This window comes from Rhodoferax sp. (genome assembly GCF_044236835.1).
Taxonomy (GTDB): Bacteria; Pseudomonadota; Gammaproteobacteria; order Burkholderiales; family Burkholderiaceae_C; genus Allorhodoferax.
In genome coordinates this window covers 117,073-134,607 of sequence record NZ_JBIIGC010000005.1, presented here as the reverse complement: position 1 = coordinate 134,607, position 17,535 = coordinate 117,073, and the positions used below count along the sequence as shown (strand labels likewise).

At 62.1% G+C, this 17,535-nt stretch carries 14 protein-coding genes; 3 read left to right on the top strand and 11 right to left on the bottom strand.

Annotated elements, in window-relative coordinates; all coding sequences use genetic code 11:
* Positions 1 to 5 precede the first annotated feature (5 nt).
* The 5 genes from ACILRC_RS05575 to ACILRC_RS05555 form a co-directional block, all read right to left on the bottom strand.
* A complete protein-coding gene (locus ACILRC_RS05575) occupies positions 6 to 1,103 on the bottom strand; it encodes an ABC transporter ATP-binding protein (protein WP_395668369.1) in 1,098 nt (365 codons plus the stop codon).
* 116 nt (positions 1,104 to 1,219) lie between these two features.
* The gene (locus tag ACILRC_RS05570; protein WP_395668368.1) at positions 1,220 to 2,368 is read right to left on the bottom strand and encodes an extracellular solute-binding protein; all 1,149 of its coding nucleotides are present in this window, start codon (positions 2,366 to 2,368) and stop codon (positions 1,220 to 1,222) included.
* A gap of 77 nt (positions 2,369 to 2,445) precedes the next feature.
* Complete coding sequence (locus tag ACILRC_RS05565) at positions 2,446 to 3,843, bottom strand: aspartate aminotransferase family protein (RefSeq protein WP_395668367.1); 1,398 nt, start codon at positions 3,841 to 3,843, stop codon at positions 2,446 to 2,448.
* Positions 3,844 to 3,879: 36 nt separating this feature from the next.
* The gene (locus ACILRC_RS05560; RefSeq protein ID WP_395668366.1) at positions 3,880 to 5,247 is read right to left on the bottom strand and encodes a glutamine synthetase family protein; all 1,368 of its coding nucleotides are present in this window, start codon (positions 5,245 to 5,247) and stop codon (positions 3,880 to 3,882) included.
* Positions 5,248 to 5,250: 3 nt separating this feature from the next.
* Positions 5,251 to 6,063: a gamma-glutamyl-gamma-aminobutyrate hydrolase family protein gene (locus tag ACILRC_RS05555; RefSeq protein WP_395668365.1), complete on the bottom strand. Its 813-nt coding sequence runs from the start codon at positions 6,061 to 6,063 to the stop codon at positions 5,251 to 5,253.
* Between the two features lie 110 nt (positions 6,064 to 6,173).
* Between ACILRC_RS05555 and ACILRC_RS05550 the strand changes: the two genes are divergently transcribed.
* Positions 6,174 to 7,637, top strand: coding sequence for a PLP-dependent aminotransferase family protein (locus ACILRC_RS05550; RefSeq protein WP_395668364.1), 1,464 nt, complete (start codon positions 6,174 to 6,176; stop codon positions 7,635 to 7,637).
* A 120-nt stretch (positions 7,638 to 7,757) separates the two neighbouring features.
* Here ACILRC_RS05550 and ACILRC_RS05545 read toward each other — a convergent pair whose 3' ends face one another.
* Together ACILRC_RS05545 and speB are read right to left on the bottom strand one after the other, a co-directional pair.
* Positions 7,758 to 9,059, bottom strand: coding sequence for an NAD(P)/FAD-dependent oxidoreductase (locus ACILRC_RS05545; protein ID WP_395668363.1), 1,302 nt, complete (start codon positions 9,057 to 9,059; stop codon positions 7,758 to 7,760).
* Positions 9,060 to 9,072: 13 nt separating this feature from the next.
* Entirely contained in the window at positions 9,073 to 9,999 is a 927-nt protein-coding gene (gene speB / locus ACILRC_RS05540) for an agmatinase (protein WP_395668362.1), read from the bottom strand.
* Positions 10,000 to 10,142: 143 nt separating this feature from the next.
* On the opposite strand from speB, the gene ACILRC_RS05535 reads away from it, so the two are divergent.
* Together ACILRC_RS05535 and ACILRC_RS05530 are read left to right on the top strand one after the other, a co-directional pair.
* Entirely contained in the window at positions 10,143 to 11,084 is a 942-nt protein-coding gene (locus ACILRC_RS05535) for a DMT family transporter (protein WP_395668361.1), read from the top strand.
* Positions 11,085 to 11,277: 193 nt separating this feature from the next.
* On the top strand, positions 11,278 to 11,724 hold the full coding sequence (locus ACILRC_RS05530) for an SWIB/MDM2 domain-containing protein (RefSeq protein ID WP_395668360.1): 447 nt from the start codon (positions 11,278 to 11,280) through the stop codon (positions 11,722 to 11,724).
* Between the two features lie 67 nt (positions 11,725 to 11,791).
* Here ACILRC_RS05530 and ACILRC_RS05525 read toward each other — a convergent pair whose 3' ends face one another.
* From ACILRC_RS05525 to ACILRC_RS05510, 4 genes are all read right to left on the bottom strand, one after another.
* Positions 11,792 to 13,543, bottom strand: a complete 1,752-nt coding sequence (locus ACILRC_RS05525) for a thiamine pyrophosphate-binding protein (protein ID WP_395668391.1) — start codon at positions 13,541 to 13,543, stop codon at positions 11,792 to 11,794.
* 86 nt (positions 13,544 to 13,629) lie between these two features.
* A complete protein-coding gene (locus tag ACILRC_RS05520) occupies positions 13,630 to 14,325 on the bottom strand; it encodes a 3'-5' exonuclease (protein ID WP_395668359.1) in 696 nt (231 codons plus the stop codon).
* The gene (locus tag ACILRC_RS05515; protein ID WP_395668358.1) at positions 14,322 to 16,256 is read right to left on the bottom strand and encodes a DUF294 nucleotidyltransferase-like domain-containing protein; all 1,935 of its coding nucleotides are present in this window, start codon (positions 16,254 to 16,256) and stop codon (positions 14,322 to 14,324) included. Before ACILRC_RS05515 ends, ACILRC_RS05520 begins: the two co-directional genes overlap by 4 nt.
* A 7-nt stretch (positions 16,257 to 16,263) precedes the next feature.
* Positions 16,264 to 17,466, bottom strand: coding sequence for an MFS transporter (locus tag ACILRC_RS05510; protein ID WP_395668357.1), 1,203 nt, complete (start codon positions 17,464 to 17,466; stop codon positions 16,264 to 16,266).
* Positions 17,467 to 17,535 lie beyond the last annotated feature (69 nt).

Genomic DNA, 17,535 nt, shown 5'->3' with positions numbered 1-17,535 from the left:
GCCCCTTATGAGCGCAGCACCACGGCGGCGCGGTCGCCCCACCAAAAGTACACGGAATCGTCCCAGGTGATGTCGCTGAGGTCGTGGCGCGAGGTGTTAGCCTCGGTGATCTTGATGCGACTTCCATCGTTGGCGATCACGATGTAGGTGTTGTAAGAGCCGAAGTAGGCGATTTCCTTGACCTTGCCAGTAAAGAGGTTGGTCGATACATCGGGCTTGGTCTTGCTGACCTCCAACTTCTCTGGCCGGATGGCCACGGCAACTGGCATGTTCAGTGCACCACTGATGCCGTGGCCTACCGAGATCACCCCGATGCCGGTGGTGATGGCACAGTGGTCCGGCTCGTCCACTGTGAGCTTGCCTTCGATCAGGTTGACGTTGCCAATGAAGTCGGCCACAAACCGGCTGGCGGGGTGCTCGTAGACCTCCTCAGGCGAACCGACTTGCAGCACGCGGCCCTTGCTCATGATGGCGATGCGGTTGGCCATGGTCATGGCCTCTTCCTGGTCGTGGGTCACCATTACGCAGGTGACACCCACCTTCTCAATGATGTTGACTAGTTCAAACTGGGTTTGTTCGCGCAACTTTTTGTCCAGCGCGCCCAAAGGTTCATCGAGCAACAAAAGCTTGGGTCGCTTGGCCAAGCTGCGTGCCAAAGCGACCCGTTGCTGCTGTCCACCAGAAAGCTGGTGCGGCTTGCGTTTGGCGTATGGGCCCAGTTGCACCAAGTCCAGCATCTCGCCAACACGCTGTTTGATTTCGTCGCGCGGCAGGCCTTCGCGCTTGAGGCCAAAGGCGATGTTTTCCCAAATGTCCAGGTGCGGAAACAAGGCATACGACTGGAACATCATGTTCATGGGTCGCTCGTATGGCGGAAACTTCGCCACGTCTTGACCACCGAGCAAAATGCGTCCTGACGTGGGCGATTCAAAGCCTGCGAGCATGCGCAGCAGCGTCGATTTGCCACATCCCGAGCTGCCCAGCAACGCAAAAATCTCGCCCTTGCCTATGGACAGCGAAACCTCATCGACTGCCACGGCCTCGTCAAAGCGTTTGACCAGTTTCTGGGTGACCAAGTAGTCGGCCGCGTTCGCATCAGACATGCCAGTTTCCTTCCATCCAGGGGGTGAGATACACCCTCAATGCCACACAAGCGGGTACAAAAAAGGGCTGCTCATACAAATGTACAAACAGCCCTTGGACTTAGATCAGAAGCGGTTTACTTACCCTTCTTGAACGCGTTGTATGCGTTGGAGATGGACTCTCTGCCCTCGTTGGTGAATTTGCCCGGCGCAACCAACTTCTTGGCGAACTCAGCGTCCACAAAGATGGTCTTGTTGGCAGCCACTTCGGGCTTCATTTTGGCCAACGCAGCAGCGTTTCCTGTGGGATAGCTCAACTCATCAGACACCTGTGCGCCGCTTTCAGCACGCAAGTAAAAGTCGATGAAGGCGTGGGCGTTGTTGGGGTGCTTAGCATCCTTGGTGATCGCCATGGTGTCATAGAAAACCAGCGCGCCTGTGGAGGGCAACAGCGCCTCAATGACGTCCTTGGAGCCATTCTCTTTGGCACGTCCAGCCGCAATGTTGATGTCACCGGACCAGCCGACCACCGCGCAGGCCTTGCCGCCCGCAATGTCGTCGATCATGGTGGAGCTGAAAATGCGAACGTCTTTGCGCACTTTGGCCAGCATCTCGGCCGCAGCCTTGTGGTCAGCCGGCTCGTTGGAGTAGGCGTCCTTGCCGATGTAGTGCAGTGCCGGCGGGATGATCTCGGTGGGCGAATCCAGGTAGGCGATGCCGCAGGACTTCAGCTTGGATGTGTACTCGGGCTTGAAGACCAAGTCCCAAGCGTTCTCAGGCATCGGCATCTTGCCAAGTGCCTTCTCCACTTTGGTGCGGTTAATACCCACGGTGGTGAAACCCCAGGCCCAAGGCACCAAATGCGCGTTACCCGGATCGGCCTTGACTAGGCCCATCATGATGGCGGGGTCCAAGTTGGCATAGTTCTTGAGCTTGGATTTGTCCAGCGGTTGGAAAAAGCCAGCTTCGGTTTGGGCCGGGCTGAAGGACGTACCAGGCACCACGATGTCGTAACCGGTATTGCCAGCCACCAGTTTGGCGTTGAGCGCTTCGTTGGTTTCAAACGTGTCGTAATTGACCTTGATGCCGGTTTCCTTTTCGAAGGCGGCAATCAAGCCCTCAGGAACATAGTCCGGCCAGTTGTAAATGTTGAGAACCTTTTCCTCGGTGTTGACCGGCGCTGCAGGCGCGCTGGCAACGGGTGCCGGAGCGGGTGCTTCTTCTTTTTTGCCGCAAGCCGCCAGCACGATGGCCGACAGCGCGAAAGTCCAAAGGTACTTTTTCATGTTCGTCAGATCTCCAAAAAATTGAAATGTTTAGCAAGAACCATGCAAACGCAAATGGGCCGAAATAATTATAGGGATCAGACGCGCAGGCCTTTTGCAATAGTCTCAGCGAGCGTCAGGTCAAGGCATTTTTGAATCAACCCGATTAGTTCGTCGATCTGCGCATGCGTCATGGTGAGCGGCGGCGCAATGATCATCCGGTCGCCCACCGCCCGCATGATCAGGCCATTGCCAAAACAGTGCGCCCGGCACATCATGCCCACCGCCAGGTCCGGGTCGAAGCGCTCGCCGCTGGCTTTGTCTTTCACCAGAACCAGGCCGGCAACGAAGCCGCAGGTCTGGGTGCTTCCCACCAGCGGGTGGGCGGCGATCTCTTCAAACCGGCGGGCCAAGTAGGGCCCGATGTCATCGCGCACACGTCCAACCAGATTCTCCCGCTCCATGATGTCTAGATTGGCCATCGCCACGGCGCAGGCCACTGGGTGGCCGCTGTAGGTGTACCCATGGTTGAACTCTCCCCCCTGCTCGATCAGCACCTTGGCAACCCGGTTCCCCACCATCACACCACCTAATGGGATGTAGCCGCTGGTCACTGCTTTGGCGAATGTGATCAGGTCGGGCTTGTAGCCAAACTTCTCGTACGCGAACCAGTGGCCCAGGCGGCCAAAAGCGCAAATCACCTCGTCGCTGATCAACAAGATGCCGTACTTGTCGACGATGCGCTGGATTTCGGGCCAGTAGGTGTCGGGCGGGATGATCACGCCGCCTGCCCCCTGCACCGGTTCGGCGATGAAGGCCGCAACCTTGTCCGCGCCCATCTCAAGAATTTTTGCTTCCAGCCAGCCGGCAGCGCGCACCCCGAAATCAGACTCGCTCTCGCCAGGCAAACGCTTCTCAAAATAGTATGGCTGCTCGATATGGGTGATGTTCGGAATGGGCAAGTCCCCTTGGGCGTGCATACCGCCCATGCCGCCCAGTGAAGCACCAGCCATGGTGCTGCCATGGTAACCATTGACACGACCGATGATGACCTTGCGCTGCGGCTGACCCAGCAAGTCCCAATAGCGGCGCACCATGCGCACATTCGAGTCGTTGCTCTCGCTGCCACTTGACGAATAGAACACGTGGTCGAAACTGCGATCGCCCACTTTGGGCGCAAGGGACGCAAGCCGGGCTGCGAGCTGCGCCGCCGGCACATTGGTGGTCTGGAAGAAGCTGTTGTAGTAGGGCAGCTCCAGCATTTGGCGGTGGGCGGCGTCCGCCAGTTCTTTGCGGCCGTAGCCAACATTGACGCACCACAGGCCACTCATGCCGTCCAGAATCTTCTTCCCCTCGGAATCCCACACATAGACGTCCTGGGCCTTGGTGATCACTCGCGCACCGCGGGAATTCAGATCCTTGAAATCAGTAAATGGATGCAAAAAATGCGCGCTGTCCAGTGCTTGGATGCGTTTGGTGTCGACGGTCGAGTTCACAAAAAATTCCTTTCAGCGGGTTGGCGGCGGGCCGGCCTAAACGTGCAACAACAGGTGTTCGCGCTCCCACGGCGAAATCACCTTCATGAACTCGTCGAACTCCAGCTCCTTGATCTCCAGGTACACCGTGATGAACTCCTTGCCCAACACATCGTGCAAGTCCGACTCGCGGCGAAGCCAGTCGAGCGCCTCGCCTAAGCTGCGCGGCAGCGAGTACGGCGCCAAGTAGGCGTCGCCCTTCATCTCGGGCTTGGGCTTGATCTTGTTCTTGATGCCAAGGTAGCCACAGGCCAGCGTCATGGCCATGGCCACATACGGGTTGGCATCGGCACCAATCACCCGGTTTTCCACCCGCCGCGCTGCGGGCGACGAGATCGGCGACCGAATGCCCACCGTGCGGTTGTCGTGGCCCCACTCAATGTTGATGGGCGCGGCCGTGTTGCGCGACAGGCGGCGGTAGCTGTTCACGTAGGGCGCCACCAGCACCATGGCCGCCGGAATGTAGCGCTGCAGGCCGCCGATATAGTGCAAGAACATCTCAGACGGGGTGCCGTCTTCTTTGCTAAACACATTGCGGCCGGTGGCGATATCGACCAGGCTTTGGTGCACGTGCATCGCACTGCCCGGCTCCCCTGCAATCGGTTTGGCCATGAAGGTGGCGTACATGTCGTGGCGCAACGCGGCCTCACGCACCGTGCGCTTGAAGAAGAAGACCTCGTCAGCCAGACCCAAAGGCTGGGCATGGAAGAAATTGATTTCCATCTGGCCGGCGCCCACTTCGTGGATCAGGGTATCCACGTTGAGCTCCATCTTGTCGCTGTAGTCGTAGATCTCCTCAAACAACGGATCGAACTCGTTGACCGCGTCGATGCTGTAGGCTTGGCGCGATGTTTCGGCCCGTCCACTGCGCCCCACTGGTGGCCTCAGCAAGGTGTTGGGGTCGGTGTTGCGGGCAGTCAGGTAGAACTCCAACTCGGGCGCGACAATCGGTTGCAAGCCTTCAGCGGCGAACAGGTCGCACACTTTGCGAAGCACGCTGCGGGGGGCAAAGGGCACCAGGTTGCCAGCATGGTCAAAGCAGTCATGGATCACCTGCGCGGTCGGGTCGGTGGCCCAGGGCACGATGCGCACGGTGGACGGGTCCGGGCGCAGTTGCATGTCCTTGTCGGTGGGGTCGATGACGTCGTAATACGGGCCGCTCTCGGGAAACTCACCGGTTACGCCCATGGCAACAATGGCCTGCGGTAAGCGCATGCCGCGGTCCTCGGTGAATTTGGCCCGTGGCAAGATTTTTCCGCGCGCCACCCCGGTCAGGTCTGGCACCAAGCATTCCACTTCGGTGACCCGGCGCTCGTTGAGCCATTGCTCCAACTCGTTGAAATTCATAGTCTTGCTTTCGCTCATAGGCTATTCCTCGCTGGTAACCGCATGCAAGCTGGACGTCTGCGCCCGCTTAGCGCTGGCCTCGCTGCGCGCCCGGCATGCATCGCCAAAGGCCGCAAACAGGGCGCTGTAAAAGGTGTTCTGTGGCGTGCGCCACTCCGGGTGCCACTGCACCGCTACCGCAAATGATGCAGCATCGCGCACCTCAAAGGCTTCCACCAGACCATCGGGTGCATGTGCCACTGCGCGCAAGCCCGGCGCGAGCCTGTTGATGCCTTGTCCGTGCAGCGAGTTCACCTGCGCAGTCAGCCCACCAGCCCACTGCGCCATGCGCGAGTCGGCGGCAATCGTAACGGGATGGCTGGGTGCGTATTGCATTTCGTAGCTTTGTCCGGCGGTTTCCCGGTGGTCCTGCATACCGGGGAGGTTCTGCACTTGCTGGTGCAGCGAGCCACCAAGCGCTACATTGATCTCCTGAAAGCCTCGGCAGATACCTAACAGAGGCACAGCCTTTTCCAGGCAAGCGCGCACCAGGTGCAATGTCAGCGCATCGCGCTGCGGGTCCAGCGGCAGCGCAGTGTTCTCGACTTCGGCACCGAAGTGGGACGGGTGCACATTGGACGGTGAGCCGGTCAGCATCACGCCATCTACACAGTCCAACAACGCGGCAATCTGCTCAGCTTCGGCGAGTGGAAAAACCACCGGCTGGGCCTGCGCGCTCTCCTTTACCGCACGCGCATATTTGTCGCCCAGGACCAGAAAGGGCATGGTCCGTCCGTCGCTGCCAAGCAGCCGGTGGTCTGCAGGCAGCCATACCATGGGTAGAGGCTTCTTCATACGTTCGGGGCTCCAATTGGTGGCACCCATTGTGGTGCAAAATTGGCTTGCCAGCGGAGCCATTTGGAGCGTCTGCTTGGTGCCACTTACCGACGTCGCCCACGCATCCTATGCTTTCAGAGTTTTTGGTCACTGAGATGGCCCGCGGCGGCGATGCCGACCGCCTGCCCCTGCATCGCCAGTTGTACGAGGCACTGCGCCGTGCGGTGTTGGACGGCCAACTCAGCGCTGGTGACCGACTACCTTCTAGCCGCGAACTCACCCAAGACCTGGGGCTCTCGCGCAATACGGTGGTGGCAGCGCTCAACCAGTTGGCGGTCGAGGGTTACCTGGTAAGCCGGGTGGGCAGCGGAACCTTCGTGAACGACGAGCTGCCGCGTGCCAAGGCCCGATCCAAAGCCCACCGAGCACACGCCCCGGTGGCGCAGTTGTCGCGCCGGGGTACGGCCCTGTCCACCACGTTCTGTGCGACACAACTGGAAATCCAGCCCTTCACGCCCGGCCCAGCGGACTTCAGCGCGTTTCCCGTGGCCCTGTGGCAGCGGCTGCAAAACAAGCACTGGCGCATGACCTACCCCGACATGCTGGACTACAGCTACTCCGGGGGGCACGCCCCACTGCGCCGCGCCGTGGCCCAGTACCTGCGCATGTTTCGCAGCGTACCGCTGGATATCGACCAAGTCATCATCACCAGCGGCACACAGCAGTCGCTCGAGTTATGCGCCCAACTGCTGGCTGACCATGGCGACACGGTCTGGCTGGAGGACCCAGCGTACTGGGGCGCAGTAAAGGCTTTTATGGCCACCGGTTTGCACCTCCATGCGGTGCCGGTGGACGAGCATGGCATGGCACCGCGCACCGCCGACGAGCAGCGCGCGCCAAGGTTGATTTACACCACACCGTCCCACCAGTACCCGACGGGTGCGGTGATGTCGCTCACTCGGCGCCAGCAGTTGCTGTCCATCGCCGAGGCTCACAAGGCTTGGATTCTGGAGGACGACTACGACAGCGAATTTCGCTTCAGCGGACCGCCACTTTCCTCGCTTGCAGGCTTGGACCACAGCGAACGCGTGCTCTACATGGGCTCATTTTCCAAGGTGCTCTACCCCGGTCTGAAGCTGGGCTATTTGGTGGTGCCCAAGCGGTTGGTGGATGCGTTCAAGCAGGCACACTACGACCTCAACCGTCCGGGCCAGATGCCTTTGCAAGCAGCGCTGGCAGAGTTCATTGAGTTGGGGCACTTTGCCAGCGCCTTACGCCGTGCGCGTCAAGGCTACGCCCAGCGCCGCCAGTCCTTGCTGGAGGCGCTACAGCCTTGCCTGGGGCCCAGCGCCCAGATCTCCGGTGCGGAGCAAGGCCTACACCTCTGCCTTCGACTGCCCGTGCATGTGGACGACACCGCGCTGGTACAACGCATCGCAGGCTTGGGGCTCACGGTGCGCGCACTCAGCGCCTACTGCCTCGAGCGCACCGATGCCAAGGGCGTGGTGATTGGATACGGCTATGCGCCCTTGGTCCAGATCGCCCGATTCGGGCCGGTACTGGCGCGCGCAATTGCTGCTGAACTGGCCTAGCGCAAACCTGCCGCTGTTGCGGCGAGTGGCTCACTGGTACACCACTCGGTGACATGGCCCCACAGCCAACGGCCACGCAGTACGCAGGCCGTACAAGTTTGCTTGCTACAAGCGTGCTCTCTAGAAGAGGTCCAGCAACCGGTGGTAGGCCATCCCCAGCACCAAACTGGGGGTACGCAGCCACCGGCCGCCCGGAAAGTTGCGGTGCTGAAGTTGGGCAAACACATCAAAGCGCTCTGCTTGGCCCGCTACCGCCTGCGCCACCATCTGTCCGGCTAGGCCGGTGAGTGCGACCCCGTGCCCGCTAAAGCCCTGCAGGTAATACAAGTTGCCACCCAAGCGACCGAAGTCGGGTGCGCGGTTCATGCTGATGTCAACGAAGCCACCCCACACATAGTCGATGGGCACACCCTGGAGAGCCGGAAACACTTGGCACATGCGCTTGGCCATGATGTTCTTCAAGTCCGCCGGGGTGCGGGTGGAGTAGCTCACCCGCCCGCCAAACAGCATGCGGCAATCGGCACTGAAACGAAAGTAGTCGAGAACAAAGTTGTTGTCACACACCGCCGCGTTTTGCGGAATCAGGCGCTTGCAAAGCGCGGAGTCCAGCGGAGCCGTGCCGACGATATAGGTGCCGACCGGCATGATGCGCGGCGCAATCTCGGGCGCAACCGCTGGCCCGTACTCGCCCAGTGTGCAGTTGCCGGCCAACACGCCAAACTGGGCCCGCACGCTGCCGTGCGCGGTGCTGGCCACCAAGGTGGTCCCGCGCGCCAGACCAGTGACCGCAGAGTGCTCAAAAATTTCAACACCCAGTGAGCGCGCTGCGCGCGCCAAACCCAAACCGTATTTGAGCGGATGCAGGTGCCCGGAGCGGGTCTCATAGGCGCTGGCGCAGTAGCGCGGGCTGTCAATGAATTGCGCAACGTCCGCGCCACTGGCCATGGCGGCCTCGAACCCATAGCGATCGCGCAGGGTTTGCATGTCAGTTTTGAGCTTGCGGGCCTTGTGCGCGGAGTCCGCCACATACAAATAACCTTTGACCTGGTCGCAAGCGATACCGAACTCCGCAATCCGCTCGTCGATCAGGTCCAGTGCCCGCAGCGACATGTCCCAGGTCATGCGAGCTTGCGCGGTCCCGAGTTGTTGCTCAAACGGCTCCTGGCCACTGGCGTATCCGGCGATGAACTGGCCGCCATTGCGGCCGGAGGCACCGCTGCAGACCCGGTCAGCTTCGAGCACCACCACCTTGTAGCCGCGCTTGGCCAGCTCGATGGCCGAGGACAGGCCGGCAAAGCCCGCGCCCACCACCACCACATCGGCCTGCACGTCGCCTTGCAGCGGTTGCGCAAGCGGATCCCGCTGCGCGCTGGCCTCGTAGTAGCTGGTCTGGTTGAGTTGGGTGTCGGATTGCAACAGCATAGGAAAGTCTTTCTCAGGACGAAGGGGCTCGCTTGGCGATCTGGCCACACAGGTAGGTCCAGATGAACGCCGCCGCGGCCTGGCTGGTGAGTTCGGCGTGATCGTAGGCGGGGGCGACTTCGACGCAGTCCATGCCCACCATATTCAGGCCGGCCAGGCCTTCCAGAAAGGTCAGCACCTGCGAGCTGCTCATTCCGCCGGGCTCTGGCGTGCCCGTGCCCGGCGCGAAGGCGGGGTCCAGGCAATCGATATCCAGCGTCAAGTAGCACGGTGTGTCCCCGATGCGGGCCCGAATATCCGCCACCCAAGCAGCCAGCGCGTCGCCATCTTTGCCGCGCAGCGCCCGGGCGGTGTAGATGGCGCCGCCTTGGTCCTGCACATACTCGCGCGCCGAGCGTTCGCCGCTGGAACGGATGCCGATTTGTACCGTTTTGTGGGGGTCCACCAAGCCCTCTTGGATCGCCTCGTAGGTCCAGGTGCCGTGGCCCGAAGGCTCGCCGAAATGGTCGCTCCAGGTGTCGCAGTGCGCATCGAAATGGACCAGGGCCAGCCGACCATGCTGCGCCTTGGCGCTGCGCAGCAAAGGCAGGGTGACCGAATGGTCCCCGCCGATGAACACACAGTGGTGCATGGCCATCAACGCCGCCGCTTGCTGTTCGATTGCTGCGCGCACCTCGGGCAGCGGCGATGCGTTGGGCAGCCGCATATCGCGCGCGTCGCCCAAGCAATCCACTGGACTGACGTTGAACACCGGATGGATGCCGTCACACAGCATTAAAGACGCGCGACGCACCTCCTGGGGCGCAAAACGCGCGCCGGGACGGTTGGTCACTGCTCCGTCAAATGGAATGCCGCACATGGCAAAGGGCTGGTCGGCCAGTGCCTCCACGGCCAGGAAGTGGTTGCCATTGTTGGCGTAAGCAAACTGTCCGATGGTCATGTGTCGGGTTCCCACTGCGGTGCAAAGCCGAGACGGTAACGCACTTGGACTGGCTCGCTTGGTACCACTTTGGCGGCGGCGCCGTGATCCAGTGGCGTGTGCACTCGTGTACCCTCGCGGGCTCGCCCAATTCAACGACTGACATGCCCTCTTCCCCCACCTTGTCCGATGCCCAGCGCCGCTGGCTGGCCTATGGCGCTTTGGCCTTGAGCATGTCGCTGGTGGGCGTCTATGTGGCGCTGTCGCGCCCGCTGGTGGCTGCTTTGCCAGTGTTCTTGCTGGCTTGGTTGCGGTTTGGCATTGGTGCGATCGCCATGGCAGGCTGGCTAAAAAAGCCCGCCAATGAGCCTGCAATGACGCGCCAAACCCGCTGGCTGGTGTTTCTCGAGTCGTTGCTTGGCAATTTCTTGTTTTCGATTTGCATGCTGTTTGGTGTGAGCATGACCAGTGCGGTGTCGGCTGGCGTCATCATGGCGAGCATTCCCGCAATGGTGGCGTTGCTGAGCTGGGTTTTCCTCAAAGAACGTGTGGGACTGCGGGTGTGGCTGGCCGTGGCCTGCGGTGCGGCGGGCATGGCATTGCTGGCATGGGGCAAAGGCTCTGGCGCATCGAACGCTTCTGCGGCGATCGGTTCGCAAGAACTGCTGGGCAACCTGCTGGTGTTTGCGGCCGTGCTGTGCGAGGCCGCGTACGCAGTGATTGGAAAAAAACTCACCGGGGCGCTGTCGCCCAAGCGCATCAGCGCGCTCATCAACCTGTGCGGTTTCGCGTTGATGACGCCGCTGGGCCTGTACTACGCCATCGGTTTTGACTTTGCCGGTGTGCCCATCAGCGCCTGGGTCCTGCTGGTGTTCTATGCATTGGCCGCCAGCGTCTGGACCGTATGGCTTTGGATGACCGGGCTCAAGACCGTGGCGGCAGCACGCGCTGGGGTCTTCACCGTCATGCTGCCAGTGGCTGCGGTCCTGACAGGTGTGCTGGTGCTGGGTGAGTCCATTGGTGCGGCGCAGTGGTTGGCGTTTGCCATGGCATTGCTGGGCGTGGTGTTGGCAACGTTGCCAACACCAGAAAAGCGGCGCCCCTGAGCAACCTGTTCGCGGCTGGCGCAGCCCATTTTGGGCAGTGCCTTGTGCCGACACCCCAAAAAAGACCCTCCGTGCGAGTGAAAAAAGCGTTTTCTCCCTTGGAAACTCGCTTTTTTGCCAGTAGCATCCGCTCTATCAGTGAGGGCGCTTGTTTTCACTGGTGATCAATCAACTTCGAGAAGGACAATCGACTATGGCAACTGCAAAAAAACCGGCTGCGAAAAAAGCTGCTCCTGCTAAGAAGGCTGCGCCCGCCAAAAAGGCAGCCCCCGCGAAAAAAGTAGCCGCCAAGGCAGCACCTGCAAAGAAGGCCGCGCCGGCCAAAAAAGTAGCCGCCAAAAAGGCAGCCCCTGCGAAAAAAGTAGCCGCGAAAAAAGCACCTGCCAAGAAGCGCACGGTTAACGCGGCATTCATGAAGGCCCTCACCCCCAGCGCAGCACTCGCAGCGGTCGTTGGCGCAGCAGCGCTGCCCCGCACCGAAGTGGTCAGCAAGCTCTGGGCCTACATCAAGAAAAATGGCCTGCAAGACAAGGTCAACAAGCGCATGATCAACGCCGACGCCAAGCTCAAGGAAGTGTTTGGCAAGGTGCAGGTCTCGATGTTCGAGATGGCTGGCCTGATCGGCAAGCACCTCAAGTAAGCTCTACAGCGCCTGCAAAAAAGCCGGCTCGCGCCGGCTTTTTTTTTGCCCATCGCAAGCCGGTGTCTCACCGCTTGCGCAGTGCCGACAGGCTGGCGCGGGTGGTGATGACTTCAGGTTCCAACACGATCTCAATCAAGGTGCCCTCAGGCCGCGCGAGCGCCGCCAGAAACTCGGCTTCAAAGTCGGCACTGCGGCGCAGGGTCACACCGGCATAACCGTAGGCGCGCGCCAGCGCGGCAAAGTCGGGGTTATTCAAGTCGGTGCCCGCCACGTGGTGCGGGTACGTGCGCTCCTGGTGCATGCGGATGGTTCCGAACATGCCGTTGTTGAGCAGCACGATGATGGTCTTGGCACCGTACTGGACCGCCGTGGCCAACTCTTGGCCGTTCATCAAAAAGTCGCCATCGCCGGCGATGGTGAAGGCCAGCCGACCCGTGGTGATGGCCGCCGCAATGCCCGCCGGAACGCCATAGCCCATGGCGCCGTTGGTGGGCGCAAGCTGCGTCTTGTGGCCATGGACCAAGCCCCGGTAGCGGTGGTAGCGGTGCACCCAGCTGGCGAAGTTGCCCGCGCCGTTGGTGATGACCGCATCGGTCGGCAAGTGCCGCTGCAGCACCGCCATCACCGCAGGCATGTCCACCACGCCGTTGGCCGTGTCCGTGGGCAAACCAGCAATGGTGCTGGGCTGCAGATTGTCTTGGTAGTCCTGGTGGCAGGCACGCGTCCACTCTTCCCAGGGCAGCGCAATCGGCGCGGTCAACACTTCCAATGAACGCGCCGCCGCTCGCATGCTGGCGTGGATGGCCAAGTCGGCTTGGTAGACGCGGTTGAGTTCTTCGGCGCTGGAATGGATGTGCACCAGCTTCTGGGCGCTGCGCGGCGCAGTCAGCAGGGTGTAGCCTGCGGTGGTCATCTCGCCCAGACGCGGGCCCAAGGCAATCACCAAGTCGCTGTCCTGGATGCGCTTGGCAAGCCGTGGGTTGATGCCAATGCCCACGTCGCCTGCGTACTGCGGGTGGTGGTTGTCAAAGGTGTCTTGAAAGCGAAATGCGTTGCCCACCGGCAGGCGCCAGTTCTCGGCAAAGCGTTGCAGGGCTTGGGCGGCCTGCGGTGTCCAGCCACCACCACCCGCAATCACCAACGGCCTCTGGGCTTGCAACAGCAGGGTGCGCAGGGTGCGCAGCGCGCCGGGGTCGCTCCAGGCATCGCTGGGCTCTACCCGCGGCAAGGGCTGCAGCAAAGCATCCGAAGCTGCCTGCCCTCGCACGGTTTGGGTCAGCATGTCCTCAGGCAAAACCAGCACCACCGGTCCAGGACGGCCGTTCATGGCGGTGGCAAAGGCGCGGGCGATGTACTCGGGAATGCGGTTAGCGTCGTCAATGCGCTCAACACGCTTTGCCATCCCCAAGGTGCTGGGCCCGAACATGGCGCGGTAATCCATCTCTTGGAAGGCCTCGCGGTCGCGGGTGTCGCTGGCGACATCGCCAACAAACAAAATCAAGGGTGTGGAGTCCTGGAACGCGGTGTGCACACCGATAGACGCGTTGGTGGCGCCCGGCGCGCGGGTGACAAAGCAAATGCCAGGTCGGCCAGTGAGCTTGCCATGGGCTTCGGCCATGAAGCAGGCTCCGCCCTCTTGCCGGTTGACGATGAAGCGCACCTGGTCCCGGTAGAGGTGGAACCCGTCAAGCACGGCCAAAAAGCTCTCGCCTGGGACGCCAAACGCGTGGGTCACGCCCTGCTCCACCAAACAGCGCACCAACCAATGGCCAGCGATTTCGGGGGCGGGCAGAGGTAGCGGCTGGGTTGTTGGCATGGGTGTGGGCGGCGTTTTTTGCATGGGTGCCATTGTGCACACCAGCACCTAGGCGATAGACCTAAGCCACACCCGCGCGGCTGGCCTTAGCCGCGCGCTGGCCTGGCCCAACGGCGCTGTGCGGCCAGGCCTTGCAGGCCGGCGAAATCGGGCGCCCGAGGGCGCAGCGCCTTCGCAATGTCGGGCCACAAACGCAGCAGTACTTCGCCAGTGGCCAACGCGTCGGCGGCGGCCTGGTGACGCGCCGCGCAAACCACGCCCAATGCCGCCATCCACTGGTCCAGCGAACGCGCTTTGGCGTCGGGCCGAACCACCTCGGCTACATGGGCCAAGTCCAGCCAGGGTTTTGGCAAGGACTGCCCCACAGCCTGCAGTGCCCGCGCCAGGACTGCTTCATCAAAGGCCGAATGAAATGCAATCAGCGGAGAGGTTCCGACCCAGCGCGCAAACGCAGCCAATGCCACTTCGGGTGGATCGCCCTGCGCTTGGGCGGCAACGCCGATGCCGTGCAGCAGGATGTTGGGCTTGTTCAGCGGCGCTTGCGCCTGCCGCAGCACCACCTCCATGCTGTCACCAATGGCAATGCGCGGCTGTGCCGGATCCCAGAGAACGGCCACACCAGCAATCGCCAGCAGGCGGTCTCGCTGGGCATCCAAGCCGCTGGTTTCTGTGTCCACAATCACCCAGCGGCGACCATCGATCGGAGTTTTTCGCGCGCGCCAACGGTGCCACCAAGCCACATGCAGAGGTGCAGGCGGTGGTGAGGCGCTGGGCGTGGTCATCGTTGGTAATCCAGCGCCATGCGTTGTTGCAGGCGACGCGCCACCCGCAAGCTCTCCTTGAGCATGCGACGGTCGATGTCGTTGAGGGTGGACACATCAATGCGGTTGGGGTTGTCGTCCGGGTCGCCTTCAGCTCCCGCTTGGCGCTGCAACTGGACCCGCAGGCGCAGCCACTGCAAAAACTCGAACGCAGCCACCCAGGCCTCGCTTTCCTGGGTGGGCACGGACAAGGCCTGTCCGACGCCTTCCAGCCGCGCCCGGGTATTGGTAGCTGCAAGCCCAAAGGCCAGCGCGTACAGGCGCGCAAAATCCACGAACAGCGCGGTGCCGTGCATCTTCAGGTCCACCATCTCGCGGCCTGCCAGCGACTGGGTATCGATGGCCCCCCGCCAGTTCAAGGGCGCAGGGTTACGCAGCGCGTTGTCGGCCAGCAGCTTCAAGAACCGTGGCACGCTGGCAGCCTGTCGGGTGACGTGGGCACGCATCTGAGCCACCTGCTCTGTTGGTCCCGCAAGATGCCGAAAGTCAAAAAAGATGCTGGCCTTGAGCAGGTCACTTGGGCTGCCATGCTCAATCCACCGGTCAAAGCATGCCATCCACTCCTGGGCGGTCATACAGCAAGCAGGGTTGGACGCCATGATTTGGCCTTTGCACAGCGGATAGCCGCAGGCGTCGAGCAACTGGTTGCAGTCGTGGGCAAAGGCCAGCCATGCGCCACGGTCGCGCTCGGGGTCGTCGCTTTCAAATACCAAGCCATTGTCTTGGTCAGTAGCAATGGTTTGCTCGCTACGGCCCTCCGAACCAAACGCCAACCAGCATGCACTTGAGAGGTCCACGCCGTGCTGCTCGGCGGTCCAGGCCACCACCCGCTCAGTCAGTACATCGTTGAGGTGGCTGATCAGTTCGGTGAGCTCGCGCGCACGCACGCCCTGGCCCATCAGGCCCGAGGCCAAGCCCCGTATGTCTTGCGCTGCCGCGCGCAGTGCGTCCGGGCCGCTGGCAGAGCGCAGGGCGACGCCCACTTGCTTGATGGACATGCGCTGCAGTGCAAACAAGTCCCGCTCGCTCACCAGGTTGACCACCCGCCCTGCGCCGTCCAACACCGGCACATGGCGGATACCGTGGCGCGACATCAGCAGTGCCGCATCCTGCGCCGTCGCGTCCATGCGCAGGGCGTGCACCGGTGTGCTCATCACCTGCGCAATCGGTGTGTCCAGCGGAACCTGTGGCAGCGTGATGCGGTCCAGAATGTCATGGCGGGTCAGGATGCCTTGCAATCCCACGCCACCGTCTGCAACCGCGTTGCCTCCCACCAAAACTGAGCCAATGCGCCGCGCATGCATCAGTTGCAAAGCCTCCGCCAAAGGGGTGTGGCCCGGCACCATCGCGGGCGCTTTGGCGGCAAACGCAGACAGGGGAGACTCCAAGGACTGCTCGGCCAACAACTGCGAGGCGTGGCTGGCCTGCAGCGCCTGCTGCGACAAGGTCAGTAAATGCATGACGCGACGATGCAGGTGGTCTGCAAATGGAGTGCTTTGAGCAGCCAGTTGTCTCACCACGGCTGAGGGCACGCGCAAGCAAAACGTGTCGCCTTCGCTGGTGTAGGTCGCAGCCACTGGGCGCGCGCCCAATAGCGCTCCCACGGGAAACAGGTCGCCGGCCTCGTGCAAAAACGGCTCTGCAGCGCTGGTAGCGCTATGGCGCCCGATCACCGACCCGCGTCGCAGTAACAGCAGGTGCGTTACCGCGCCGCTATCCGGCGAGAGAACAAGCTCACCCGGCGCGTAGTAAAGCTGCTCGGCCGCCAACACAAACCGGTCAACCACCTCGGTCGCCATCTGCTGAAAAGGGGGAAACCGCATCAGCTCGGCCCGCAGCGCGGCAACCAAGCTGGGTGCGGGTACTGGCGTCGCTTGGTGGTGAGTGACCATGCTGCTCCTATACGTTGTCGCGCATGCCCGCCGATGCGCTTGCACGGCGCGAGCGTACCAAAGCCCACAAGCCCAGCGCCGCCACCGCCATCAGTACGCCAGGAAACGCCAGCGTGGGCGACCAGTCAAGCAAGGCCCCCCCGCTCGCCGACGCCAACAAGCCGCCAAACGTGTAGGTCAGCACCAGCACGGCGGTGCTGTTGACCAAAGTGATGCCCTGCTCGCGCGCACCGATGTCGATCATGGCCAGCGTGTACAAGCTGCCACCGGCACCGCCCAACACAAACACCAGAGGCCACGCCAACCAGCTGATGTGCGCAACCCAGGGCACGGCGCAGGTGGCCAGCAAAGTCAAGCCGGCAAAGACGACCATCATGGTGTGGCGGCCCCGCGCTGGGTCGGCAAAGCGGTCGGCCAGCATGCCAGCGGGCAGCATGACCAAGGCACTGCCCAAGCCGCTAGCGGACACCAACAAGGCCGCTGCCGCTGCGCCCAAGCCCATGGCCAGACCGTACAGGGGCAAGATGCTGGTCACGCCACTTTCAAAAAATCCGCCCACAAAGCCGGCCAGCATGATGATGGGGTGCGCCAGGAGCGCCCGCCAGACACCGCGCATTCCAACCACCGCAGTGTGCTGGTCATGTGCTGCAGCGATGGGTGGTAGCGCCATGCTCCAGGCCAGACCCGCCACCGCTACGGCCACGGTGATCCAAATCGCCCAGGGGCTGTCAGTACCCACAGCCACCAACACAGCGGGACCGGCGACAAAGGTCAAACCAACCATGGTTTCAAATAGGCCCACGTAGCGCCCGCGCGAAGCCGCAGGCGCGAACTCAGCAACCAACGCCTCTGCCAGCACCCAACGCAAGCCACCAGCCAAACCCATCACCAGGTACACCACAAACCACACGGCCAGATGCTGCGTGCCTGCGAACACCAGCGCGCCTGCCACCGGAATCGCACCCGAGAGCCACAGGCTGTTGCGCTGACCCAAGGCCTGTGTGACTGCCGATGCAAACGGTGCCATGACGAAAATTCCGAGCCAAGAACAGGCCACAAAAAGGCCCGCCACGGTGCTGCTCACCTCGGCCTGTTTGAGCTGCAACAGCAGCCAAGGCTGCAGCATGAAGATGGCAACCAACTCCAAAAACGTGGAGCCGAATATGGCCAGCAAACCACGCCCGCCGGAGTTGGCCTGCGCCGGGGTCACAATGCACCGCCCGCGGTGGGGTGCTGCATATCGGCCAGAGCCTGCCGATGGACCAAGCGCGAGGCGAGG

Excerpts from the sequence above, each read along its gene's own strand:
- ACILRC_RS05560 (WP_395668366.1), bottom strand. The coding sequence starts at position 5,247 with ATGAGCGAAAGCAAGACTATGAATTTCAACGAGTTGGAGCAATGGCTC.
- ACILRC_RS05520 (WP_395668359.1), bottom strand. The coding sequence starts at position 14,325 with ATGACCACGCCCAGCGCCTCACCACCGCCTGCACCTCTGCATGTGGCT.
- ACILRC_RS05555 (WP_395668365.1), bottom strand. The coding sequence starts at position 6,063 with ATGAAGAAGCCTCTACCCATGGTATGGCTGCCTGCAGACCACCGGCTG.
- ACILRC_RS05535 (WP_395668361.1), top strand. The coding sequence starts at position 10,143 with ATGCCCTCTTCCCCCACCTTGTCCGATGCCCAGCGCCGCTGGCTGGCC.
- speB (WP_395668362.1), bottom strand. The coding sequence starts at position 9,999 with ATGACCATCGGACAGTTTGCTTACGCCAACAATGGCAACCACTTCCTG.
- ACILRC_RS05570 (WP_395668368.1), bottom strand. The coding sequence starts at position 2,368 with ATGAAAAAGTACCTTTGGACTTTCGCGCTGTCGGCCATCGTGCTGGCG.
- ACILRC_RS05545 (WP_395668363.1), bottom strand. The coding sequence starts at position 9,059 with ATGCTGTTGCAATCCGACACCCAACTCAACCAGACCAGCTACTACGAG.
- ACILRC_RS05525 (WP_395668391.1), bottom strand. The coding sequence starts at position 13,543 with ATGCCAACAACCCAGCCGCTACCTCTGCCCGCCCCCGAAATCGCTGGC.
- ACILRC_RS05515 (WP_395668358.1), bottom strand. The coding sequence starts at position 16,256 with ATGGTCACTCACCACCAAGCGACGCCAGTACCCGCACCCAGCTTGGTT.
- ACILRC_RS05530 (WP_395668360.1), top strand. The coding sequence starts at position 11,278 with ATGGCAACTGCAAAAAAACCGGCTGCGAAAAAAGCTGCTCCTGCTAAG.
- ACILRC_RS05575 (WP_395668369.1), bottom strand. The coding sequence starts at position 1,103 with ATGTCTGATGCGAACGCGGCCGACTACTTGGTCACCCAGAAACTGGTC.
- ACILRC_RS05550 (WP_395668364.1), top strand. The coding sequence starts at position 6,174 with ATGCTTTCAGAGTTTTTGGTCACTGAGATGGCCCGCGGCGGCGATGCC.